Consider the following 25,046-nt stretch of genomic DNA (forward strand, 5'->3'; position numbering starts at 1 on the left):
AGAATGCAAAAATAGTTTGTATTCTTTATTTATTCAAAATGAAATGATTCGAACACTTATTTTTATCTACATAGATTGCGATTGATTCTCTTCAAACAAAGTTAATTGCTGGAAATCAGTTTTTGTTTCAGCTGGTAGTTCAAATTTCCAATTATCTTTAAAGACTTCATGGAGAACTTTTTCTATGCGATCTACTGCTAATATTTCTACATCTTTATATTGATGTAATGTAGCTTGATCGTTCTCTTTTGGAACAATAATTTTAGTTGCTCCTGCTTTAACGGCTGCCTTTACTTTTTCTGGAACACCGCCAACTGGTTTTACATCACCTTGAATGCTCATTTCACCAGTCAAAGCGATTGTATTTAATACTGGAACATTATTAACAGCTGAAAAAATACCAACTACCATTGCAATCCCTGCAGATGGGCCATCAATTAATGCGCCACTTGGAAAATTAATGTGAATCGTAAAGTCATCGATTGGTACACCAATTTTCCGTAAGATTGTCGTAACATTTTCTAAAGAGCCTTTTGCCATACTTTTTCTACGAATGGATTTAGCTTGATTACCTAAGCTTTCTTCCTCAACAATTCCAGTAATTGTAATTGAACCTTTACCGATTTCTTTTGCCTTCATTGCACTTACTTCAATCGGTAGTAACGCACCAATATTTGCTCCATAAACAGCTAAACCGTTCACCAATCCTACTGTTGGAGCTTCTGGAATTTTGTTAACAAGTCTTGGTGATAAACGACTTACAGAAACAACCCACCCAATATCATCTTCAATTAATTCTTTTCGCCCAGAAGTTAAAACCATTCCGCCAGCTAACTGAATTAAGTTAATCGCTTCACGACCATTTTTTGCATATGTACCTACTAATTCTAAGGCTTTTTCTGACAGGCTTAATTCAATTTTTTCAGCAGATCGTTTAGCTACTGCTTGAATTTCATCCTGTTCTAATTCTCTAAAAAATATTTCTAAACAACGTGAACGAATTGCCGGTGGGATATCTTCTGGTGATCTTGTTGTTGCACCAACTAATCTGAAATCTGCAGGTAAACCGTGTTTAAAAATTTCATGAATATGTGCTGGTATAGAAGGATTTTCTTCTTGGTAATAAGCACTCTCAAATTTAACTTTACGGTCTTCAAGTACCTTTAGCATTTTATTCATTTGAATTGGATGAAGCTCGCCAATTTCATCAATAAATAAAATCCCTCCATGCGCATCAGTTACTGCCCCTTTTTTAGGTTGAGGAACACCTGCTTGCCCCATCGCACCTGCACCTTGATAGATTGGATCGTGAACAGAACCGATTAAAGGATCCGCAATTCCTCTTTCATCAAATCGAGCAGTTGTAGCGTCTAATTCTATAAATACTGCATCTTGTTTAAAAGGTGTATTCGGGCTCTTTTTCGCTTCTTCTAATACTAGTCTAGCCGCTGCTGTTTTTCCAACACCAGGCGGTCCATAAATGATTACATGTTGAGGATTAGCACTGCAAAGTGAAGCTTTTAACGCTTTGATTCCATCCTCTTGGCCAACTATATCATCAAAAGTGGTTGGTCTAACTCTCTCTGCTAACGGAACTGTTAAAGAGATTGACTTTAATTTACGTAACTGCTCCATTTCTTTTTTAGATTCCCTGTCAATCGAAACTTTAGTTGTTCGTTGACCCTTTAATAAATGAATAAAATACAATGCAACGATTGTACCTAATGCTAATTGAGCTAATAATATAATAGTTGTTAAACTCATTCTTTACCCCTCCACTGAAGTAGAAATTAATTTTAGTATCGCCCTCTAAATGGAAGGATAAACCAAATTTTTAAAATTAAAGGTAAGGTTTACCGAGTAAAGTTCCTATGCAAATAAGACAGATTTAAAAAAATCATGTAAAAAAGTCAAAATAAAAAACCAAATGCAAATGCATTTGGTTCCTTACTTAAGCTAATTTATTTGCTTTTTTCTTTAACTCTAATTCTGTTCCATCTTCTAGTACAAGCTTAGGAGCTGCACCAGTTTTAACAGTTTCAGCTGAGATAATACATTTTTGAATATCCTCACGTGAAGGTAATTCAAACATAATATCCAACATAATCCCTTCAATGATCGAACGTAGTCCACGTGCTCCGGTTTTACGCTCAATTGCTTTTTTAGCAATTTCAGTTAATGCGTTATCCTCAAACTCAAGCTCAACTTGGTCAAGCTCTAGTAATTTTTGATATTGCTTAATTAAAGCATTTTTTGGTTTAGTTAAAATTTCAACTAATGATGCTTCATCAAGTTGCTCTAAATTAGCTAAAACTGGTAAACGACCGATGAACTCTGGAATTAAACCAAAGCGTAATAAGTCTTCTGGTAATACATGGTTTAAGATTTCTTTTGAGCTTAAATCGCTCTTTTCAGAATCACCACTGAAACCAATTACCTTTTTACCTAAACGGCGTTTGATAATTTGTTCGATGCCATCAAATGCTCCACCACAAATAAATAAAATATTTGTCGTATCAATTTGAATGAATTCTTGATGTGGATGCTTACGACCACCTTGAGGAGGTACGCTTGCAACTGTTCCTTCAAGAATTTTTAAAAGTGCTTGCTGAACACCTTCACCTGACACATCACGTGTAATTGAAGGGTTTTCAGACTTACGTGCAACTTTATCAATTTCATCGATATAAATAATACCTTTTTCAGCGCGTTCTACATCATAATCAGCTGCTTGGATTAATTTTAAAAGAATGTTTTCAACATCTTCCCCAACATATCCAGCCTCAGTTAATGAAGTTGCATCTGCAATTGCAAATGGTACATTTAAAATTCGTGCTAAAGTTTGAGCTAATAATGTTTTACCACTACCAGTTGGCCCAATCATGGCAATATTACTTTTTGATAACTCAACCTCATCAATTTTACTATTTGAATTAATACGTTTGTAGTGATTATATACAGCAACAGATAACGCTTTTTTCGCATTGTCCTGACCAATAACGTATTCATCAAGAATTTCGCAAATTTCTTTCGGTTTCGGAACGTCTTTAAACTCTACTTCCTCTTCTTTTGCTAGCTCTTCTTGAACAATTTCAGTACAAAGCTCAATACACTCGTCACAAATATATACACCAGGTCCTGCAACTAATTTTCTAACCTGAGACTGTGACTTCCCACAGAACGAACATTTTAGCTGTCCTTTTTCTTCGTTAAATTTGAACATATGTTCACTCCCTCTAAAAATTTCTAAAAACACTCAATATGTATGTAATCCCAAAAATATGTATCTTGTAGCTATATAATAGCATACAAAATAGACAAAGCAATTAATTACTACTCTAAAATTGTTTAAATTTTTAGAATATATATATTCTAATCTAAAGCCAATAATCCTTCTTTTGAAGAATTATTTTTAGTATAGCCACAATAATTTTTTAAAATCTGTATAACAGATTCTAACATATGTATATGTGTATTTTAAAGGAAACAGTTCACTTTACCAAATATTTCATTATTTAAAAACAAGGCACGAAAAATCTCGCGCCTTGTTTAAGTCAATATATGTTTATTTAACGCTTATTTTTTTCTGCTATCTACTAATAATTCAACAGCTTTACGGATTTGAATATCATCACGTACAGCGTCAGTTCCACCTAGCATAGTTACTAATTGCTCAGAAGGAATATTGTACATTGCAGATAAACGAGCTAATTCTTCGTTCATTTCTTCTTCAGTTGCATCGATTTTTTCAGCTTCGATGATCGCATCGATTGTTAAGTCGATTCTTACACGAGCTTCAGCATCTTGACGCATTTGAGCACGAAGATCTTCTTCTTTAGTACCAGTGAATTGGTAGTAAAGCTCTAAGTTTAATCCTTGTTGTGCAATACGTTGTTCAAAGTCTTTAACCATACGGTCAACTTGGCTTTCGAACATTACGTCTGGGATTTCAATTTCAGCATTTTCAGCTGCTTTTTGAACTAAAGCATCACGTAAGCTACCTTCAGCTTGAGATTTTTTAGATTCAACTAAGTCATTTTTGATTTTAGCTTTAAGATCTTCTAAAGTTTCTACTTCGTCGTTTACGTCTTTAGCAAACTCGTCGTTTAACTCAGGAAGTTCTTTAGCTTTAATTTCATGAACAGTTACTTTGAAAGTAGCAGCTTTTCCTGCTAATTCAGCACTGTGGTATTCTTCTGGGAATGTTACATTAACATCAGTTTCTACACCAGATTTAGTGCCGATTAAAGCTTCTTCAAAACCAGGAATGAAAGAACCTGATCCGATTTCTAGTGGATAGTTTTCACCTTTTCCACCTTCGAAAGCTACGCCATCAACGAAACCTTCGAAATCAATTACAGCTGTATTACCGTTTTCAACAGTACCATCTTCTTTAACTACTAACTCAGCTTGACGCTCTTGTAATGTAGTTAATTCAGCTTGTACGTCTTCGTCAGTTACAGTTGCATCCATTTCTTCAACTTCTAAGCCTTTGTATTCGCCTAATTTTACTTCAGGTTTTACAGTAACTTTTGCTTTGAAGATTAAAGTTTTACCTTTTTCCATTTGCTCAACGTCAACTTCTGGACGGTCAACTGGCTCAATACCAACCTCTACAACAGCTTTGCTGTAAGCTTCTGGTAAAATTACATCTAAAGCATCATTGTAAAGTGCTTCAATACCAAATTTTTGTTCGAAAATTGGGCGAGGTAATTTACCTTTACGGAATCCCGGTACATTGATAGTTTTAACAACTTTTTTGAAAGCTGCATCTAAACCTTTATCTACTTCAGAAGCTTCAACTTCTACAGTTAATAGACCAACGTTAGCTTCTAATTTTTCCCATTTAGCAGTCATTGTTAGTTCCCTCCAAAATTATCTAAAAAAATATATGTGTTTACGTATTTTCGTACTATACATGCCTGTCCATTTTTAATAAAGAAAATGCATGTATAATTAAGTAAATAGTCGTTACAACCATTCTATTATAACACATTACTTTTTTGTTTCAATATTTCCTAATTTTATAAGGAGAAAATATTAGAAATTTTTAATTTCGAATTTTAAATCAGTTTAGTTCCAAAAAAATAAGAACGATGACTTCCATTCCCTTTTGCTTGCTTTCCGTAAGGCTTGACCTAAGCCCCTCGTCGCATTCACTTCAATTAGAACTCGGTTTTATCGCCACTTCCATCACATTAAAATACCTTTTTTTACATAAAAAAACATAGAAGCGCCAAATGGTACATCTATGTTTTTTCCAACTATTTTATTTTATTTTATGTTAAAGTAGCCTTCATCTTCAAAACGTTTTACTAAAGCAATTGCACTTTTTACAGGAAAATATTCTACATTAAATAAGTCTTTTAATTCCTCTTCATCTACACTACGATCAAAAAATTGTTGGACGATGCAATAAAAACAAGCTGCCCATGTATTTATATCCGCTGGTATTGGGATAAATGGGAAGTAAATTGTTATAAAGTGTTGGAAGTGTGTTTTTGCGATTTCGAAAGCAGAAGGGTCTTCACTTTCTAATACGTCACTTAATTTTTTTAATATAGCATCTACAAAGATTTTATGTTCATCGACAGAAACCGATATATTCCAAATCATCCTCTGGTTTACTTTGTTAAGTTCAAAATCTTTATCGATTGATTGTTCTTGTAAAATAAACAAAATAAAACTTTGAATTAACGGATTTGCTTTGGTACTTTTTAATATTTCGCTAATTTGATCGATAACAAGATTACAATCTAAACTTCTTAATTCATTAATTAATTCAAGTTGCTTATCAATCGGCTCAGAATTTTCAACGATCATATGTAAATTAAGAACTTCACCCTTAATACCTTCACGATCTGAAATTACTTTCTTTGATAATGAGAGCATCGCTTGAAACTTATCCATCTGATTTTCATCAATCCGTTTTTGAGTGAGTAATTTTTTTATATTTTTTTGTAATTCTTCATATTCTTTTAATTGAAATAAAATGCTTATGTACACTTCAATTGCTTCATCACTCTCAAATGGCCCGAAAACTAAATCCTCACATCTTTCCTTAGCCTCCCTAGCCCGATTTCCTTCTAAAAGACACGCGACTGCCGCAAGCTCTGTTTGTGAATTATGCTCATTCATTTCTTTTAATTGATTACATAACATTAAAGCTTTACTAAAATTTTTTTCTTCTAATGCTTTTTTACCTAAATTTATTATCCGATCCTTCAGTTTAGGAAAAAAGACAATATTGTCTTCCATGCTACTCTCCCCTAACATTTGTTATTTCCTGCACAAACTAGTTATGAAAAAGTGTATCATGAATTAAAATTATTTAAAATATTAAAGATACGTGTATGTTTGAATCTGTTTTAGCTTTAGTACCCTAACGGCTTATTGCCAAATCTTTTCCATAGCTTTGGAAACTTAGCTTTTAGTTCGTCTTTTGACTTCCAATCGATCGTTAATTGTTGTTCAGGATAATCATAGCCTTTACTTTCAATTAGGGAATTGAACTCATTCCACAATTGATCATCCCAATCATCATCGCCTTTACGCTTGATTGTATACGCTTGTAAAGCTAGATCTAACATATCTTCCAATTCTGGCGTAAGTCCTTCTTCTTCATAAATAGGAAAGATGTATTCAGCTAAATAATCTGGGTCATTTAACGTTTTCTTGTAAACTTGTTCTCCTTGTCCGATTAACCAGGCTCTAAAATGTGCAAATGAATCCTCAGAACAGCCATCCATGATGATCCATGCAGCTCCTAAAAGATTTGCGGCATACGCTTTGGAAAAATAAGTTTCAAAATGAATTTCAAAACTAGCTATCTCTTCCTCTGATTGTTTAGCTAAATGATTTATTACCCATTCATACGGTTCTTCAACAATATGCATTTTGGATATTAAGCTCCAAAATTCTTTTTCATTCATTTATATCACTCCACTCTTTTATTTATACTAGAATAACAAATCTAGTATAAATTTAATGATGAATAAAACTTCTATTAATTCAAATGAATCGATCCTAATTTATATAGTAAACGTAATTCATCATTTTATTTCTTTAGTTCTTCAATTAAAAGTAGAACACAAAAAAAGACACTTATTTTACATTTCGTAAAACAAGTGTCTTTTGGACGTCCTGAGAGGGATTCGAACCCCCGACCGACGGCTTAGAAGGCCGTTGCTCTATCCTGCTGAGCTACCAGGACATATGGAGCGGGTGATGGGAATCGAACCCACGACCGAAGCTTGGAAGGCTTCTATTTTACCATTAAACTACACCCGCATATTTGTTATTTCTTTTTTATTTCTTTGCGACATCACCCTGTCGACATATTTTATTATAGTCACTATGCAAATTAAAGTCAACACTATTTTAAAACTTTTTTTCCAAAATAAAGGAAAAAATTTTAAAGTTGTATAATTACCTTAGTTTATTGGGGTTTTTCGGCTTTTAGTACTCCAATTTTTTTGTTTTTAGATAAGGTTAGTAGCATTATGAGCTACTAACCTCCTTTTATTCATTATAATTCAAATGAAGTAGTGATAAGCTCCGTTCCATCTGTATTATAAAAAGTAACATTAGCTTTCTTACCAATTGTTTCAAGAATAGCATAAGTCTTTTCTTTTCGCATTCTCGGTAATAAAATGCTACCAGGGTTAATAAAAAGCACATCATCAATTACTTCGGCTCCTAATACATGTGAGTGACCGAAACAAGCAATTGTTGCTCCAACTTCTTTACAACGATAATACAGCTTTTGTAATGACTGTTTTATTCCATGTAAATGACCATGTGTTGCATAGATTATATATTCATTCCCACGGTGAATAAATTCTTCAGGGAATTCTCCTCTGAAATCACAATTTCCCCTTACAACATTATAATCCTTTAGTTCCTTAGCATTTACTTCTAATTCCGAATCTCCACAGTGTATCATTAAATCTACACTGTCACGATATCGTTCGGCAATTTCTTGCAATGGTTTTGTCAATCCATGGCTATCACTTACAATTAATACTTTCATTAATTTGATCCTCTAAATAAAATATCTTTATCTTCTTTATTTATAACATTCATTAATGATTTAATTGCATTTGCGCGATGACTTAAGCCACCTTTTTCATCTGTTGTTAATTCAGCCATAGTTTTATCTAATTCTGGCAAAAAGAATATTGGATCGTAGCCAAAACCGTTTGTTCCTCTTTTTTCATTGGCAATATACCCTTCAACTGTACCATAAACAGTGATTGTTTCTTTACCTGGAACCGCTAAAGCTAAAGCACAATAAAAACGCGCAGTTCTTTTTCCAGGAAAAACTCCTTCAAGTTCACTTAATACTTTTTGCAAATTATCTTCGTCACTTTTATGTAATCCAGCATATCGAGCAGAATAAACGCCTGGTCTACCCTCAAGTGCATCCACTATTAAACCAGAGTCATCTGCAATGACTGGCGTTTTTAACTCACTCGCTAAATACTCAGCTTTTAAGATCGCATTTTCTTCAAATGTAGTTCCAGTTTCTTCAACTTCTTGAATTTCAGGAAAGTCTTTTAAAGACTTAATTTGAAATCCCTTTGGGTTAAAAAGTGCTTCAAAATCCTTCACTTTGCCTTGATTATTTGTAGCAATAATGATTGTATCCATCCCTAAAGCCTCTCCTCGAAATGATTATTGAAATTTAATACCTTCTTGTAATAACACTTCTTTTTGTTTTTCAATTAGAGATTTAATTCCTAACTCACCTAAAGATAGTAACTCATTTAATTCTTCTCTAGAAAATGTTGCTTCTTCACCAGTTCCTTGAAGTTCAACAAACTGTCCTTTTCCAGTCATAATAATATTCATATCAACACTTGCAGCAGAATCTTCTACATAATATAAATCTAGTACTGGTCCAAGGTCTTCTAAAATACCAACCGAAGTTGCTGCTAAATAATCTTTTACAGGATATGATTTCAATTTATCCATTTTAATTAATTTATCAAAAGCAAGCATCATTGCAACAAATGCACCAGTAATTGAAGTAGTTCGTGTTCCTCCATCTGCTTGAATTACATCACAATCAATCCAAATTGTCTTTTCACCAAGTGCTTCTAAATCAACTACTGCTCTTAATGCTCTCCCTATTAAACGTTGAATTTCCATTGTTCGCCCAGTAACTTTACCTTTAGATGATTCACGTATTGTACGCTCTTGAGTAGCCCTAGGTAACATTGAATATTCAGCTGAAATCCAACCTTTTCCACTATTTCTCAAAAATGGTGGTACACGGTCCTCAACTGTTGCATTACAAATTACCTTTGTATCACCAATACTGATAAGCACAGAACCTTCTGCATGCTTTGTATAGTGAGTAATAATCTCTATAGGTCTAAGTTCATTATTTAATCTTCCATCTGTTCTTGTCATGATTATACCTCCTACAAAATCTTCCAAATACTAGTATAGACAAAAATATGATTTCATTTCTACTTATTAAGTGTAATTTAAAGATAAAATTAAAAACCTTGTACAAAAATCAGCACAATTTTTGTACAAGGTTAATATTTAAACCATTTTATTAAAAGGTAATTATTATCTTTTCCTAAATACCGACTTACAATTTTTTCGTATTTACATCCTTAGGTCTTGAAACAGGTTGACTTAAAGGCTTGCCTTGTTGGTCTAGCGCAGTTAATTTACCATTGATTTGAATTTCAATGGACTTAACACCTTTTTGCTCCGTTAAAGAAAGTACAAGTGGCTGTAATACATCATTATTGATCATATTTTTTGCAATATTTCCATAGATACCATCGTTAAAATTAAGTACAAGCTTTCCGCCTTTGAAAACAGGTTGACTAACTAGTTTCGTATCAGTTCCAAAATCTGATACTAAATTTGAATATTCAGAAGGACCTTTTACAAGTTCACTTACGATTGCCGAATATGAATCTGTTTCAGAATTTGAAATCCTAGTCGTTACAGGTACATAATAAGTGTCTCCCATTTCCCCTTGGGATACATAATATAGTGTAACTGGTCTGGAGTTCATAATATCTACAATATCACCTTTATCAAAGTTAATTCCATCATCTCTTGTTAACCCATCACCAATCTGAGCTTTATTTACTGGCATCGATGCAAGCTCTTTTCCGTTTATTCGAATTTTTACCTTTGTCACATTATCAAATTGAGTTAACGTCCAAGTAACAGCTTGAAACACTTTTAATTCATCTTCTGCACGATATTGCTTAAATTCTGGTGAAAAATCAGCAATAATCGTACCATCCTTTTGAGTTTGAACACCTAAAACTTCAGTATTCGGAGGTAAAACTGCTTGGAAACCATTCGGTAATTCATCTGTAACAGGACCATCTTTTACTAAGTACTCTAACGCTTGTTTAGCCAAGCTAGTAGACTTAGGTAATTGGAATGTTTGCGGTACAACATACCCGTTACGATCAATTAAATATAATTCCCTTTTTACTGTTTCCTCTTTCTTTGCTACTTCTTTTGAAGGCTGATCACTTTTATAAACTACAGTTTTAGGTGGATCAATGTCAGTTGAAGATTTCGTTGGAAGTAAACTACATCCACTCATTGTTGCAATTCCACATACCGCTGCCGCTGTTACTAACAATCTTTTTTTCATCACCATACTCCCCCCACGCTTTTTTACTATTTATACGAGCCTGTACATTTTTTAGAACAAGCTAAATAGAAAAAAATAAATAATTTAAATCTAGCTCTAAATTTACTGGAAATATTCACCTAAAAGACCTATCGTTCATATGATAAAAAGACTAAATGAATACCCATCCGAAGAACAGCTCGGTCAAGCAAGGAGGGTTAGCACAGTTGAAGGATAGAGACTATCAAACAAAGCACACACTCACAAAGCGTGAAAAAGAAGTATTCGAGCTTCTTGTTCAAGATAAGACTACAAGAGAAATTGCTGAAGAACTTTTTATAAGTGAAAAAACTGTGAGAAATCATATTTCAAATGCAATGCAGAAGCTTGGGGTTAAGGGGCGATCACAAGCAGTTATTGAGCTTCTTCGTATGGGAGAGCTTGAACTGTAGTTCTTTTGTAGAAACACTTCTACAAACCAACATACTGCCGGCATTCTAATTGACATGCCGGTTTTGGTATTTACATTGAAACTTAAGTTTTACATTTCACTATTTTCTTGCTTGTAAAGAATCTGATTAACTAAATTGAAAGTTTTACTTTATATCCTACTTATAGTAGATAAAAAGCCTATCTGTAAATTAGGATAGATGCTCTGCTATAGGGGGATTTTATTTTAGCTCTTTTTACCTATCTAATATTAAAGTAAAAAAAATCGTTTCCTGTTGGAAAACGATTTTCTTATTTTATATACTATAAAACTTCTTAGTATTTTCATATAAAGTTTTATATGCACTTGATAAATCTATGTCTTTTAACTCAGCTATCTTTGCAACTGATTGATGCATAAATTTAGGATGTGTCCACTCATTCTCAAAAGGCCCTTCAAACGGCCAAGGACCATCTGTTTCTATCATCATTAATTCTAAAGGATACTTTTTTACTAAGTCTTGAATCTCATTTTCATATAGTACATCTGGTGTAATTGAGATAAAATACTCATTTTTTATCATCCGGTTAATTGTAAGTTCGTCCCCTTTAAACCAATGAAAATGGGCTTTTTTAATAAAATACTTTTCTAATAGATTACATACTGTTTCGGCGTCCTCATACACTGCATGTAATATAATCGGTTTATTTAACTCTTTTGCAAGTGAGATAAATTTTTCTAGTAATTGAATATAAGGTACGTAATCAATCTGTTCTTCTAAATTCTTATAATATGGTAATCCAACTTCTCCGATTGCGACCATTTCATCCTGATGCTTCTTAATCCATTCAATTAATACATCAACCTCTTCATCAGATGGGATTTCTTGTTCAGGGTGAAATCCGAATGCTGGATATACACTATTATTTTGATTTTTCAACGCTAAATTATTCTTACTAGATTTTAAATCCATTGATACCGAAATGAGCGCCTCGATTTCGTGTCTTTCTAAATTAGTTACTATTTCTTCTCTTTGACTAGTATCATAAGAATCTAAATGAATATGAGCATCTATCATTTTCATCGTATTACTCCTTCTCTAAAGCCAAATAGATTTTTCTTTTATATTCCGTAAATTCATCGCTTAATAATAATTCTTTTTTACGTGGTCTTTGAAATGGCACAATGATTTCTTCTTTGATTTTGGCGGGTTTGTCAGAAAATATATAAATTCGATCAGACATTAACAACGCTTCATCAATATTATGCGTTACTAATAAAATTGATCGTCGTTTCTCCTCCCAAATTGATAATAGCCATTGTTGCATTTCAAGTCTAGTGAACTCATCTAAAGCTGAAAAAGGCTCATCCATACACATGAACGACTGCGGTGCTAGTAGAGACCTTAAAAATGAAACTCTTTGTTTCATACCACCAGATAATTCATGAGGGTAAGCATTCTCATAGTTTTCTAAACCAGTTCTTTTAAGCCAATCTCTTGCCAATTTTTCATTAGGTTTATGTTTTAATTCTTGTGACAAAACAATATTTTTTAATACTGTTCTCCAAGGTAGTAATGAATGATCCTGAGGCATAAAACTAACATGACCAAGTTCTCCATTTATTATCGACCCATTTAACTTTACTTCTCCAGAATCTGGTTTTACTAAACCACCTATAAGATGGAACAACGTACTTTTCCCACTACCAGATGGACCTAGAATCGATACAAATTCACCCTCGTTTACATAAAGGGATATATTTTCTAACACTTGATGACCGCTATAACTCTTTGATAATTGTTCCACTTGTAATGTCATTTCCGTTTCTCCCCTTTAACTTTCCATTTAACAGTAAAACGTTCAATTACAACTATTAGGAAGAAGAAAAGCATACTTAAAAACATAATGATAAAAATTGAAACAAATACTCGATCTGTTCTAAATGAAGATGAAGCTAAAGTCATATACACTCCAATTCCAGATTTCGCTCCTAGCCATTCAGAGATAACTGCTCCCATAACACTATAAGTCGCTGAAATCTTTAAGCCAGAAAAAATGGAAGGTAGAGAAAAAGGCAATTCAACTTTCCAAAAAATTTGTGATTTGGATGCTCCCGCCATTTTCATATAATTTATTAGTTCACTTGGTGTTTGTCGGAAACCATCCAACGCTGAAACTGTAACAGGGAAAAAACAAACAAGAGAAATAATAATTAATTTAGGTAATACACCAAATCCAAACCAAATAATTAAAAGCGGTGCTAATACGATAATTGGTACATTTTGTGAAAGAATTAATAATGGGTAAAAAGCTTCCCTAACACCTGGAATTAAATGCAATAGAAATGCGATTAAAAAACCTAATAAACTACCAATTAACAAACCAATAATCGTTAATTGAATCGTAGAAGAAATATGAGGAAGTAGTGAATCAGTTGATTTCATTCCTTCTTTAAAGATTGCGATCGGTCCTGGCAATAACCAAGATTCGATTTTCCAAATTTTAATACTTAGCTGCCAGCAAATTAAAAAAAGCAGGATGACAACGATTGGTTGCCATCCTTTTATATTTTTAGATTTCATTAACGGTACTTCTCCGTTAACACATCCATCGTAATACCTTGTGGTTGATAAAGTATTTTCATTTGAGTTATTACATTGTGGCAACCTATTTCAATCATTCTTTCATTCATTTTTTGAACAACCATTAATAATTGATTCAAGTCGCCTTCCATAGTTGTTTCCAATGGTTGAACTTGATATTTTACACCTGATTCATCAATAATCTTAATTGCTTCATCAACTGCTGGAATAACATCCTCAATATTATTTGTTTTTGGTATAATTTGGACACTCATTAAAGTAGTTTGCATTTTTGCTCCTCCTTATTTTGCCGGTAAGAAATCATTCGTAAATGCTTCTTTTGGCTTAAAGTTTCCTTCTAATAATTTATTTTCAGCTAAGAAATCAGCATAGTTTTTCCAAACTGATAACTTTTGCTCACCCCAACGGTCTGCATCATCTTTGTATTTAGATGCTAACCATTCTTGGCTTTTTTCCACTAATTTTTTATCTAGATCCGGATTATCCTTTATTAAAATCGATGCAGCTTCTTTTGGGTTATTAATCGCAAAATTATATCCTTTAGATGCTGCAGCCACAAACGCTTTTACTATTTTAGGGTTTTTATTAATCATTTTTTCGTTCGTAGCTAAAACTGGAGTATAGTAATCTAGCTTTTTACTATAATCAGTTAAATAAATCATGTTTAATTTTTCTCCACGTAGCTCTGCTTCAATCCCTGTCCATCCTTGATAAATCCACGCAAAATCGATATCTCTTTTAACTGCTGTAAAGAAATCAGCATCACCCATATTAACGATATTTAACTTATTAACATCAGCATTTTCTTCTGACATAAGTGATTTTAAAATAGCCTTTTCAACCGGTGAACCCCATCCACCATACGTTTTTCCAACGAAATCTTTTGGAGACTTAATTTCTTTTTTCACTGGTGATGCAAATCCAGAAGTATTATGTTGAATAATTGCTGCAATTGAAACAATCGGTACATTTTGAACTCTTGCTTGTGTAATTGATTCTTGATAAGAAACACCAAAGTCTGCTTTACCTGATGCCACCAATTGGTCTGCACCTGTTTCTCCTGGGCTGATTATATCTACATCAAGTCCTTGTTCCTTAAAGTAACCTTTTTCCTTAGCAACAAATAGCCCAGTATGATTTGTATTTGGCGTCCAGTCTAGTACGACAGTCACCTTTTTTAATTGCTTTGTCTTTTTAGTAGTAGCAGATTTGTTTTGACCACACCCGGTTAACATTAAACAAATAGCTACTAAAAATACTACTAATTTTTTCATTATCTATATCTCCTTTTTGTTTTTGGTTTATACAAAAAGAAAACGTCCGGAACTAACCCGGACGTAAATGCGCTGTAAAAAACATATCTAAAAAGAGATACTGTTCCCTACGCTGGCATCACCCAGATCAGGTTCTAAGAGTCAACATCTTAAGGATGCTATCTCAGCCAGCAACACTGGCTCCTCCACATTTTTCTCATATATAAACTTTTCCTCATTAATATAACAGATAATGATTGAATTTACGAATTATTTTTAACTTGTGTTTAAAAGTTTTAATACTCTGTTAATAGGCGCAATATAACTATGAAATTTTAACACTTTTAAAAAGAGAATAATAAACAAAAATATCATTTATTATAGTAAAATCTTAAATGAATAAAGAATATACTACATCAACAAATTATTAAGTAAAATGAGGGGATTTTTTGAATAAACCAATCGGAGTCATTGACTCAGGTGTTGGGGGCTTAACAGTTGCCAAACAAATTATAAGACAATTACCTAAAGAGGACATTTTATACTTAGGCGATACCGCAAGATGTCCATACGGATCACGGCCATATACGGAAATCAGAGAATTCACTTGGGAAATGACTAATTTTCTAATGGAGAAGGATATAAAAATGTTAGTCATCGCCTGTAATACAGCAACTTCAGTAGTCTTAAATGAAATGCGAGAAAAACTTCAAATTCCAGTCATTGGAGTTGTCCGCCCAGGTGCTAGAGCAGCAATAAAATTAACACAAAATGACCAAATCGGTGTCATAGGAACGAATGCTACTATTAATAGTAAAGCATATCATTCTGCACTAAAGCGGATTAATGACAAAGTAATAATTGAAGGTTTGGCTTGCCCAGAGTTTGCTGGAATTGTTGAAAATGGGGACTACAATAAACCTGAAATATTTGAGATTGTTAAACACACTCTTGCACCGCTTATTGATTCAAATATTGATACCCTAATACTAGGTTGCACGCATTACCCATTATTAACTCCAATCATCCAAAAAGTGATGGGACCATCAATCCAACTTATCAGCTCTGGTGATGAAACAGCTTTAGAAGTAAGTGCAATTTTGGATCAACAAAATATATTATCTAACTCTGAAATCACTTCACATGAATTTTTTACAACTGGGGATCCAACCATTTTTAGTAAAATAGCTTCATCCTTATTCCAAGAACCAATGGAAAACGTAAAGTATATTAAACTATAAAGGTCAATAGACCACATTAAATGAAGAAAACCAACAAAGTAAGCCTTTGTTGGTTTTTGTGTTTTTAAATTGCGAACGCTCTTCTATTACATAATATTTATTCTTTTGTATTACTTGAAAAATAATCTTTAAGCATCGCATTGTTCTTTACAATATCATCTAATGTATATTGATCTAAAACTTGTAAAAATTGTTCTAATGCATTATTAAATATATGTTTTAAAGAACAAACAGGTGTAATAACACAAGTATTACCGTGTTCAAAACATTCTACAATATTAAAGTCTTCTTCAGTTTTACGAATTATTTCACCAATATTTATTTCTGATGGTAATTTAGCTAAACGGATTCCACCGTTTCTGCCACGGATCGTTTCGATGTAACCCATCTTTCCTAAATTATAGATTATTTTCATTAAATGATTTTTAGAAATATCATAAGCTTCAGCGATGTCCTTAATATTAACTAATTTTTCACTTGGCTCAGAGCTTAGAAATATTAGTACACGAAGAGAGTAATCCGAATAAGTTGTTAAACGCATAACTTGTCCTCACTGTTTTATTTAAGATTAATCATAGCATAATTGTGAACTTTTTTTAAACTTTTATGTATTTTTGCGAAAAAATTCACAAAAGATGTATTTTACATATTGCTTTAAGTGAATTCTAGGTCTAAGATAAAGATGTATTTATAATACTACTTTAAAACGTGATTAGGGGGATTTATCATGCTATCTCAAAAAACAATTGATATTATTAAGTCAACAGTTCCAGTCTTAGAAGTAAAGGGTACAGAAATCACTAAAGTATTCTATAAAAACTTATTTACTAATCATCCTGAACTATTAAATGTATTTAATCATACAAATCAACAACAAGGTAGACAACAAACTGCACTTGCAAATACTGTTTTAGCTGCTGCACAGAACATTGATAAACTAGCAACAATTATTCCTGTTGTAAAACAAATTGCGCAAAAGCACCGCAGTCTTCAAGTTAAACCAGAGCACTATCCAATCGTAGGGCAACATTTACTAGGGGCAATTAAAGAAGTACTTGGTGATGCTGCAACTGATGAAATACTAGGTGCTTGGGCAGAAGCATATGGAGTTATTGCACAAGTATTTATCGATATTGAAAAAGAAATGTATGAGGAAGCATCTTCTCAAGAAGGCGGTTGGTCTGAATTTAAAGAGTTTAAAGTCATCAAAAAAGTTGAAGAAAGCGCTGTAATAACATCATTCTACTTAGTTCCTAAAGATGGTTCTTCAGTTCCTAGTTTCTTACCTGGCCAATATATTACTGTTCGTTCACAAATTCCTGGTGAAGAATATTTATCAAACAGACAATATAGTTTATCTGATGCATCAGGTAAAAATTACTTTAGAATTTCAGTAAAAAGAGAAGCTGAAGAAAACCAACCACTTGGTAAATTCTCAAACTACCTGCACAATCAAGTAAATGTTGGTGATACATTAGAAGTTACTGCTCCAGCAGGTGAATTTACTTTAAATACTAAAATTGATTCAGATGTTGTTTTCTTAAGTGGTGGTGTAGGAATTACACCATTAATCAGTATGGCAAAGTCAATTGCAAGCAATCAACCAAAACGTCAAGTCAGCTTCATAAGCGCTTCAAGAAACGGTAAATTACAAGCATTTGAAAATGAACTAAACCAATTAAAAGAGCAATTAACAAATTACAATTTATCATTTGTTTATGAAAATCCTTCTGAGGAAGATCTTCAAAATAACAACTTTAAAAAGCAAGGTTATATTGATGCAGAATGGTTAAATAACAATGTTAAATCAGACAATGCAGATTATTACGTATGTGGACCAGTACCTTTTTTAAAAGCCATTATAACAAGCTTAAAAGAATTAGGAATTAAAGATTCACAAATTCATTACGAATTCTTCGGACCAGCAATGAATTTAGATACTGAACCTAAAAGCCCTGTACAACAAGGTTAATATAGAAAAGGATGCTCATTTAAGAGCATCCTTTTCACGTTGTTGAAAAAAAGTCTTACCAATAAGTTTCCAAATTTCCGTAAAAGAAGCCTGCGAGGTTGATTTCCACAAAAAAAGTTTACGATAAAAAGCTAATTTAATATCCTGTACTTAGAGTAGCATAACAGCTTTAATCAGTTTGTTGGTTAAGAACGAACAGCAGCGTAATATAATAATCATTTGAACATGTTTTTCAAAAATTGGCTCTTAAATATTTTTAACTTCTCAAGAAAAACAATTTCTAGAGTTTGTTAATATATTAAAATTGTTGAAACACATAAACATTTAAAATCATTAATAAATTATTAAAATGAATTTTAACATCAATACTGTTCCACTAAATATCATATTCCCTATAGAGCTCTCAATTAAGAGCACCCTTTTTTATTTCTGTTCTAATAATACAGCCACTCTTTTTAAAACGATCGGTATTGTAAAGCTACCAAAAATTGCGATTAGGTCACTTGAGTAGTATTTTTTTAGGGTGCCATATACTAAGCCACTTATCATAAGATCGTACAAAAAGAATCGACCAAATTCACGTTTAGTTATGACCATAAAGATGATAGATGCATTTCTTGTTGTAAGAATAAGCCCACCTTCTTCTAAAATAATTAATCATTCTAATCAATGAAAATCACAAATTTATTTTTTATCTAACATCCAATAATACTTTTCAATTTCTTCTTTTACTTTTATCATGCCAATTTTCTCTAAAACTCTAATAGAGGCATGATTATAAATGGAACAAATAGCAGATATTCTTGTAACATGATTTTGCTGCAACCCCCACTCACAAAAAGCCCTACCCATTTCCGTTGCATATCCTTCACCTTGGTAACTAGGTGCAATACTATAACCAATTTCCATAATCCCAGCTTCATCAGGACCACCTTTAAATCCCATGTCCCCAATAATTACTCGATCTTTTTTATGAATAATAATTCCTTCATATTTTTCTTCAGCAGGATGAGTTTGAAAACGAGAGATTTTATAAGGGAAAAGATTTTTATATACGAGAATTGGCCACCCATTAGCGAATCTATAAAATTGATTTTCAAATTCTAACTCTTTATTTCCACTTAAAACAGAAATCATCGCTTCTGCTGTAAAAGTCATTAATAGTAAGTTTTTAGTTTCAGTGATTAGCATTAACTGACTCCTGTATACTAAATTTTATAGTTTTTTTGACTACTGCTTCCCTTAAAAAATATTCTAGAAATTACTAATCCAATCAAGCCAAGCAGTATAAATAAACCGGCTCTAACCATCAGTGTAATATTTGGTAAATCTATTAAAACAAGTTTTCCTAGCGTCAGTAATAATAAACCTATCCCAGTATAGGTCCAAACTTTAAACTTCTTAATATTACCAAGTATCATGGCTAAAATTGAAAGCAAGATCCAACTTATATTAATTAATAATCGAATCATATTGTCAGACTGATCTACTGCAAGTATTTGAACAATTTGTGTTATAAAAGCAATCAATATAACCGTAATTAATAAAGAACTGCTTAATAAGATAAATTGCTTTTCATCTTCATTTTTATAAGCCAAAATTGTAATCGTAATTAGAGCTAGAATTAACATAAGCCAGTTCATCGTTTCAAAAGACCAAAAAGAATCTATTCCAACTGATAAAATGGATATCCCTACAGGAATAAATGTAAGAGCAGCTATAATTAATTTCAGTAGATCTCGATATCTTAAATAAAATAAATAAGTTGATACTGCTTGAATTATTAATACAGTACATAGTAAGTTTTCTGAAACACTGTCCAAACATAAGAATGAAATGGCTAATATAAAATTAGTCGTAAATCCAAAGAAAAAATCCGATTTCTTTTTATAATAAAAGGTTAGGAATAAATATCCTACACATAAAAAGATTAAAATCATTGTTCTAGTCTTATCTTCAAATGCACTAAAGATCCAACCAATTGTTAAAATAAAACTAGTGTGAAGAATTAATACTTGCTTTTTAATACCAAGCTTAGATGTGATCATAATAGTTAGCAAACTAATATGTTGAACGATAATACTGAGCGCGAAATAGTTAATTCCATTCGTATTAAAATTAACTAAAGCAACAATTAAATAGGATAAATGTAATAATATTGCAGACGAAAGATAGATAAATTTATATTTTTTAAATGCTGCATAAAACATAAAGCATAAGTAAATCACTGTTTCATAGATAGGGAAAAATAAATAGTTTGGCGAATCACTTTTAACTAGGAATGGTACCAATACGGCTCCTACTATACTTATTAATCCAATTACTTCTGATTTGTATCTATTCATAGAATAAAAACCAGTACATACCCACATAATTAAAAGGGTAAATGCAAATGTTGACCCAATCATGTGATATAAATGATGCATAGCAAACGTAGTTAAAAATAATACAGGTAACACGCCACCAATTAATGATTGGCCAAGTGTTGATCGTTTAGCTTTCATTTGACGATTACCGTACCAGAATAAGGAAATGGCTATAACAAATCCAATTCCTACTTTTGCATACTTATTTAATACCCCATAATCTGATGCTGCTTTAAATCCCCACATTACGCCAAGAATGAAAATAAATATAAAAAATCTAGGTAGCCACTTTTGGAAAATAAGTGCTTCATAGTCAACTTTTTCATTTTCAAATGTTACTTTAACCTGTCTACTAACTGTTTTTTGTGGTTTAGGATTATTTACATTAGTTTGGGTTATTTGTTTAATCTCGTTTGAAGTTTCTTTCGTGATTAAGAGAAATTCAATTTGTTTCCTCATTTCTCTGACTTCTTCTTCAAGCTTTTCTACCTTTTTTTGAAGATCTTGATTCTGATTATCCAACTGCATCACCTCTTATCATAACTATGTATTTTATTAAGACTAAATAACTGAAAAGACATCCTTCATATAAGTTCGCTATTTCCTAAGATTTATCCTATAAAAAAATGTTTATGAAGTATGTTTTTTTGCAAATTTCGTCATATTTCCCAGAAAATAAAGGCTATCAGTTCTACTAGAAATCAATCGGTTTTAATTATCGGTTAAATAAAAAAATCCTCTATTATAAAAATAGAGGATTTTTAAAATTAAAATAGAACTTTTTCTAATTTTTGTTGTTTGATCATTTCTAAGAAGCTATCGAATGGTTGTGTACCAATGTCACCTTCGCCACGTTTACGAATAGCTACAGTATTATTTTCAACCTCTTGATCTCCAACTACTAACATATAAGGTAATTTTTGAAGTTGTGCTTCACGGATTTTATAGCCAATTTTTTCGCCACGTAAATCAGCTTCAACACGGATTCCTGCAGCTTTTAATTGCTCAGCAAGTTTTTGTGCATATTCATTGTGAACACTTGAAATTGGTAATACTGCTACTTGAACTGGTGCTAACCATAATGGGAATGCCCCAGCAAAATGTTCAGTTAAGATTCCTAAGAAACGGTCAATTGAACCATAAATTGCACGGTGGATAACAACTGGACGTTCTTTTTGGTTATCTTCATTAACATAAGTTAAATCAAATTTCTCAGGCATTTGGAAATCTAATTGAATTGTAGCACATTGCCAGCTACGTTTTAATGCATCTTGAATATGGAAATCGATTTTCGGACCATAGAATGCGCCATCGCCTGGGTTTAATTTAAAGTCTAAGTTCTCAGATTTTAGAACATTTTCTAACGCCTGCTCTGCTGAGTTCCACAACTCTTCTGAACCCATTGAATCTTCTGGACGAGTTGATAATTCTACTTTGTAAGTGAATCCGAATACACCATAAATTTCTTTAATTAAGTTAATTACTTCAATAATTTCGCCTTCAATTTGGTCTGGACGACAGAAGATATGCGCATCATCTTGAGTAAAAGTACGCACACGCATCATACCATTTAAGGCACCAGAATATTCATGACGGTGAACTTGACCATTTTCACACATACGAACTGGTAGATCACGGTATGAATGTAATTTATTTTTATAAACTAACATATGACCCGGGCAGTTCATCGGTTTTAATGCGAATTTTGTTTCATCGACCTCAGTAAAGTACATGTTTTCATGGTAGTGATGCCAGTGACCTGATTGCTCCCATAATCTTTGATTCATAATGAATGGTGTACGAACTTCTTTGTAATCTTTTGAAGTTTGTAATCCACGCTCATATTGTTCTAATTCATTACGGATAATAGTACCTTTTGGTAAGAAGAATGGCATACCAGGTGCTTCTTCAGAGAACATGAATAATTCAAGTTCTTTACCTAATTTACGGTGATCACGTTTTTTAGCTTCTTCTAATAAGTATAAATGCTCTTCTAATTCCTTCTTACTTGGGAAAGCAGTACCATAAACACGTTGAAGCATTTTATTATTCGCATCGCCTCTCCAATATGCACCTGCAACTGATAATAATTTAATCGCTTTTACACGGCCAGTTGTAGGAACATGTGGTCCACGGCAAAGGTCTACGAATTCACCTTGAGTATACATTGAAATAACTGCATCTTCTGGTAAATCACGGATTAATTCTAGTTTAAACTCATCGTCTAATTCAGTGAAGAATTTAATTGCCTCTTCACGACTAACCTCTGAACGAGTAATCGGTAAGTTTTCTTTAATAATTTTTTCCATTTCTTTTTCAATTTTAGGTAGGTCTTCTACTTTAATTGAAACAGGAAGATCAATATCATAATAGAAACCATCAGCAGTTACTGGTCCAACGCCAAATGCAGCTTTTTCGCCTTTATAAAGACGTTTTACTGCTTGAGCTAAAATATGCGCTGAACTATGACGCATCATTTCTAATCCATCTTGATCATCTTGAGTAATTATTTGAACTTCACAATCTTCAGTAATAGGTGTATTTAAATCCACTAATTTACCATTAATTTTTCCACCAAGCGCTTTTTTCTTTAAGCTAATGGAGATTGAACCCGCGAAATCTTCAACTGTTGTATTTTGTTCCACCTCGCGAATTGATCCATCTGGTAATTTAATTGAAATCATTTAAGTTCACTCCTTTTTCAAATTAATTTTGACAATAAAAAAAGAGCACACTCGTAGGGACGAATGTGCTCGTGGTTCCACCCTAATTTAATGTACACAAAAATAAGTATACAAAATCTCAACGTTTTAACGGTCTACACCGATAGTAGTTACTTGTAAAAAAATTACGTTCCCCACTATAGCTACAAGGTGGTAAGACATTCAACGTATAGAGAATTCTCACACCAAATGAATTCCTCTCTTACTATCGTCTTGAACGCTCGTGTCCTTGATCTTTGCTTTTCCTTATTCGTATAAAAGTATTATATAGAATGTCATTGAATTCTTCAAGTACTCATCTTAAGATAAATTTAATTGTTTTATCATTCTATTCAATCTTTATTCAGTATGTGACAACATTACTTGTTTTAAACACTAACTACTGAATTCTTTATTTCATTTAATAATTTTTCTTTCCATTCTTTTTTCCATTGCTCACTTCGCCCTGTATGACGATTTATATTTACTAAGGAATTTCGTCCAGTAAAGCAAATTTCACTTTGGGGATTAATCCCCATATAGTGTAAATCGATTGATGAATTTCCTACTTTTGCAATTTTTACGTACACATCGATGATTTCATTAAAAAATACTTGTCGTAAGTAATCACATTGTAAATCAGCAACAACTGGAATAACTTCACTATGATTTGCCGTCCATTCTTGCATAAGCCCTAAATATTTTAAATACTCAATTCGTGCTTCTTCAAAATAAACGAATGGAACTGTATTATTCATATGGCCAAACATGTCCGTTTCACTAAACCGAACTTTAATAGTTATCTTAAATGAAAACTCAGATTGCCACTCCTGTATATTAGATACATAATTCATTTTTCCCATCGAGTTTGCCCCCTTACTATCTATATTATAGCATTAATTTCTTTAAAGAATGAATATTCATTCAGTTTTAAAGGGGACAGGATGAAGGAAATAAGGGACCTATAAAATAGTAAAAGGCGTCATTAGAGAATTGTTTTTTATCTTCTCTACTAGCTTTTCTATCTACTGATCTCCCATTCTTTAACCTAACCCTGTTCAGTTATTAAAAAACATCCTTAACATTCAATAATTTTGATGAATATAATTTCCGTGTTTGAATGTGATTCTTTTAAAATGATTATTTCGCATCCAAGCATCTACTCGTTTTTCAAAAAGTTCTCCTCCATATATTGGGTATCTTTCAAATATAGGATTTTTTTCATTATATATCTTATTTTTAAAATCATTTGTTCTGATTAAGTAACATTGATCTGAAAATCAATAACCAATATAAAAGTTTTCATCTTCATCTATTGATTCTTGTTTTGCTTCAAAAATATTTCCATTCCAAACTGGATTTGCTACTTTGATTCTTTCGTCATCTTGAAGTTTTAAATTTGATAAATCAATCCAATTAAAAGGCTTTTCTAAAATGGAATCACTTGAAAAATGAAGTAAATACTCAGTATTGCAAAGATAAATACTAACAAGTTCTGAGATTGAATAGTAATAATCACCTTTGAAGCTCTCCTTAGTAACATCAAAATAATTAAGGGCTTCATTTGAATAATCATCAACTATTACATATGACGATAAGACATCCCTTACATCTTGGACGTTATTAATATATAAAATTTTTTCTTTAAATTGAAATTGATTAAACTCAATCATTTTTTCGATCCGGTCTGTCTTTAAAAGTATTTCCCAATCTTTTTCATAGCATTTCGTCTCAAATGTCACTTCAAACTGTTTCATTCAAGTCATCCTCCGTTCGAAAGGGGTAAGTGTGGTATGAATCCAAACATCCCTTTGCTACCTTTACTATTGATATGATTTAAAAGTGGCGTTTATTAG

Annotated in this window: 23 protein-coding genes, 2 tRNA genes and 1 riboswitch; of the genes, 3 read left to right on the forward strand and 22 right to left on the reverse strand. The window is 32.4% G+C overall.

From position 1 onward, the window contains the following. Nucleotides 1-66: 66 nt before the first annotated feature. From lonB to ABEY15_RS11310, 11 genes are all read right to left on the reverse strand, one after another. A complete protein-coding gene (lonB, locus tag ABEY15_RS11260; RefSeq protein WP_429890173.1) occupies nucleotides 67-1,764 on the reverse strand; it encodes an ATP-dependent protease LonB in 1,698 nt (565 codons plus the stop codon). 187 nt (nucleotides 1,765-1,951) lie between these two features. Beyond that, complete coding sequence (clpX, locus tag ABEY15_RS11265) at nucleotides 1,952-3,223, reverse strand: ATP-dependent protease ATP-binding subunit ClpX (RefSeq protein ID WP_098860190.1); 1,272 nt, start codon at nucleotides 3,221-3,223, stop codon at nucleotides 1,952-1,954. Nucleotides 3,224-3,576: 353 nt separating this feature from the next. Further along, complete coding sequence (gene tig / locus ABEY15_RS11270; RefSeq protein WP_429890175.1) at nucleotides 3,577-4,857, reverse strand: trigger factor; 1,281 nt, start codon at nucleotides 4,855-4,857, stop codon at nucleotides 3,577-3,579. A 417-nt stretch (nucleotides 4,858-5,274) separates the two neighbouring features. Continuing rightward, nucleotides 5,275-6,258, reverse strand: a complete 984-nt coding sequence (locus ABEY15_RS11275; protein ID WP_429890176.1) for a hypothetical protein — start codon at nucleotides 6,256-6,258, stop codon at nucleotides 5,275-5,277. A gap of 116 nt (nucleotides 6,259-6,374) precedes the next feature. Further along, nucleotides 6,375-6,932 (reverse strand): DUF4240 domain-containing protein, encoded by a 558-nt coding sequence (locus ABEY15_RS11280; protein ID WP_429890177.1) that lies wholly within the window; start codon nucleotides 6,930-6,932, stop codon nucleotides 6,375-6,377. Nucleotides 6,933-7,139: 207 nt separating this feature from the next. Further along, nucleotides 7,140-7,213: transfer RNA gene (locus tag ABEY15_RS11285), tRNA-Arg, on the reverse strand. 3 nt (nucleotides 7,214-7,216) lie between these two features. After that, nucleotides 7,217-7,290: transfer RNA gene (locus ABEY15_RS11290), tRNA-Gly, on the reverse strand. Nucleotides 7,291-7,528: 238 nt separating this feature from the next. Further along, a complete protein-coding gene (locus tag ABEY15_RS11295) occupies nucleotides 7,529-8,032 on the reverse strand; it encodes a YfcE family phosphodiesterase (RefSeq protein WP_429890179.1) in 504 nt (167 codons plus the stop codon). Next, nucleotides 8,032-8,652, reverse strand: a complete 621-nt coding sequence (locus ABEY15_RS11300) for an XTP/dITP diphosphatase (RefSeq protein ID WP_429890180.1) — start codon at nucleotides 8,650-8,652, stop codon at nucleotides 8,032-8,034. The genes ABEY15_RS11295 and ABEY15_RS11300 overlap by 1 nt, the downstream gene beginning before the upstream one ends. A 24-nt stretch (nucleotides 8,653-8,676) precedes the next feature. Next, entirely contained in the window at nucleotides 8,677-9,417 is a 741-nt protein-coding gene (rph, locus tag ABEY15_RS11305) for a ribonuclease PH (RefSeq protein WP_069035208.1), read from the reverse strand. Nucleotides 9,418-9,604: 187 nt separating this feature from the next. Continuing rightward, nucleotides 9,605-10,648 carry a GerMN domain-containing protein gene (locus ABEY15_RS11310; protein ID WP_429890182.1) on the reverse strand — a complete coding sequence of 348 codons (1,044 nt, stop codon included), beginning with the start codon at nucleotides 10,646-10,648 and terminating at the stop codon, nucleotides 9,605-9,607. 200 nt (nucleotides 10,649-10,848) lie between these two features. On the opposite strand from ABEY15_RS11310, the gene ABEY15_RS11315 reads away from it, so the two are divergent. Beyond that, nucleotides 10,849-11,073, forward strand: coding sequence for a helix-turn-helix domain-containing protein (locus ABEY15_RS11315; protein ID WP_056472461.1), 225 nt, complete (start codon nucleotides 10,849-10,851; stop codon nucleotides 11,071-11,073). Between the two features lie 294 nt (nucleotides 11,074-11,367). On the opposite strand, the gene ABEY15_RS11320 is transcribed toward ABEY15_RS11315, so the two are convergent. From ABEY15_RS11320 to ABEY15_RS11340, 5 genes are read right to left on the reverse strand one after another with little or no spacing between them, the layout of a single operon-like run. Continuing rightward, a complete protein-coding gene (locus ABEY15_RS11320) occupies nucleotides 11,368-12,135 on the reverse strand; it encodes a TatD family hydrolase (RefSeq protein ID WP_429890184.1) in 768 nt (255 codons plus the stop codon). Nucleotides 12,136-12,139: 4 nt separating this feature from the next. Then, nucleotides 12,140-12,871, reverse strand: coding sequence for an ABC transporter ATP-binding protein (locus ABEY15_RS11325; RefSeq protein WP_429890185.1), 732 nt, complete (start codon nucleotides 12,869-12,871; stop codon nucleotides 12,140-12,142). Beyond that, complete coding sequence (locus ABEY15_RS11330) at nucleotides 12,868-13,635, reverse strand: ABC transporter permease (protein WP_098566247.1); 768 nt, start codon at nucleotides 13,633-13,635, stop codon at nucleotides 12,868-12,870. Before ABEY15_RS11330 ends, ABEY15_RS11325 begins: the two co-directional genes overlap by 4 nt. Continuing rightward, nucleotides 13,635-13,925, reverse strand: coding sequence for a thiamine-binding protein (locus ABEY15_RS11335; RefSeq protein ID WP_069035213.1), 291 nt, complete (start codon nucleotides 13,923-13,925; stop codon nucleotides 13,635-13,637). Before ABEY15_RS11335 ends, ABEY15_RS11330 begins: the two co-directional genes overlap by 1 nt. Nucleotides 13,926-13,937: 12 nt before the next feature. Then, a complete protein-coding gene (locus ABEY15_RS11340) occupies nucleotides 13,938-14,930 on the reverse strand; it encodes an ABC transporter substrate-binding protein (RefSeq protein WP_429890186.1) in 993 nt (330 codons plus the stop codon). An 87-nt stretch (nucleotides 14,931-15,017) separates the two neighbouring features. After that, nucleotides 15,018-15,127, reverse strand: a riboswitch (TPP riboswitch). A gap of 231 nt (nucleotides 15,128-15,358) precedes the next feature. On the opposite strand from ABEY15_RS11340, the gene racE reads away from it, so the two are divergent. Next, nucleotides 15,359-16,150, forward strand: a complete 792-nt coding sequence (gene racE / locus ABEY15_RS11345; protein WP_429890188.1) for a glutamate racemase — start codon at nucleotides 15,359-15,361, stop codon at nucleotides 16,148-16,150. Between the two features lie 97 nt (nucleotides 16,151-16,247). Here racE and ABEY15_RS11350 read toward each other — a convergent pair whose 3' ends face one another. After that, complete coding sequence (locus tag ABEY15_RS11350) at nucleotides 16,248-16,691, reverse strand: RrF2 family transcriptional regulator (protein WP_429890189.1); 444 nt, start codon at nucleotides 16,689-16,691, stop codon at nucleotides 16,248-16,250. A gap of 186 nt (nucleotides 16,692-16,877) precedes the next feature. Between ABEY15_RS11350 and hmpA the strand changes: the two genes are divergently transcribed. Further along, the gene (gene hmpA, locus ABEY15_RS11355) at nucleotides 16,878-18,122 is read left to right on the forward strand and encodes an NO-inducible flavohemoprotein (protein WP_429890190.1); all 1,245 of its coding nucleotides are present in this window, start codon (nucleotides 16,878-16,880) and stop codon (nucleotides 18,120-18,122) included. Nucleotides 18,123-18,806: 684 nt separating this feature from the next. Here hmpA and ABEY15_RS11360 read toward each other — a convergent pair. The 5 genes from ABEY15_RS11360 to ABEY15_RS11380 all read right to left on the reverse strand — a co-directional run bounded on the left by ABEY15_RS11360 (nucleotide 18,807) and on the right by ABEY15_RS11380 (nucleotide 24,947). Next, nucleotides 18,807-19,313: a GNAT family N-acetyltransferase gene (locus ABEY15_RS11360; RefSeq protein WP_429890191.1), complete on the reverse strand. Its 507-nt coding sequence runs from the start codon at nucleotides 19,311-19,313 to the stop codon at nucleotides 18,807-18,809. Between the two features lie 17 nt (nucleotides 19,314-19,330). After that, the gene (locus ABEY15_RS11365; protein WP_429890192.1) at nucleotides 19,331-21,010 is read right to left on the reverse strand and encodes a DUF2339 domain-containing protein; all 1,680 of its coding nucleotides are present in this window, start codon (nucleotides 21,008-21,010) and stop codon (nucleotides 19,331-19,333) included. 245 nt (nucleotides 21,011-21,255) lie between these two features. Further along, entirely contained in the window at nucleotides 21,256-23,172 is a 1,917-nt protein-coding gene (thrS, locus tag ABEY15_RS11370) for a threonine--tRNA ligase (protein WP_429890193.1), read from the reverse strand. Between the two features lie 407 nt (nucleotides 23,173-23,579). Further along, nucleotides 23,580-24,053 carry an acyl-CoA thioesterase gene (locus ABEY15_RS11375; protein ID WP_429890194.1) on the reverse strand — a complete coding sequence of 158 codons (474 nt, stop codon included), beginning with the start codon at nucleotides 24,051-24,053 and terminating at the stop codon, nucleotides 23,580-23,582. 417 nt (nucleotides 24,054-24,470) lie between these two features. Next, nucleotides 24,471-24,947, reverse strand: a complete 477-nt coding sequence (locus ABEY15_RS11380; protein ID WP_429890195.1) for a hypothetical protein — start codon at nucleotides 24,945-24,947, stop codon at nucleotides 24,471-24,473. Between the last annotated feature and the right edge of the window lie 99 nt (nucleotides 24,948-25,046).

It is taken from the genome of Gottfriedia acidiceleris, assembly GCF_050457485.1.
GTDB lineage: Bacteria > Bacillota > Bacilli > Bacillales > Bacillaceae_G > Gottfriedia > Gottfriedia acidiceleris_D.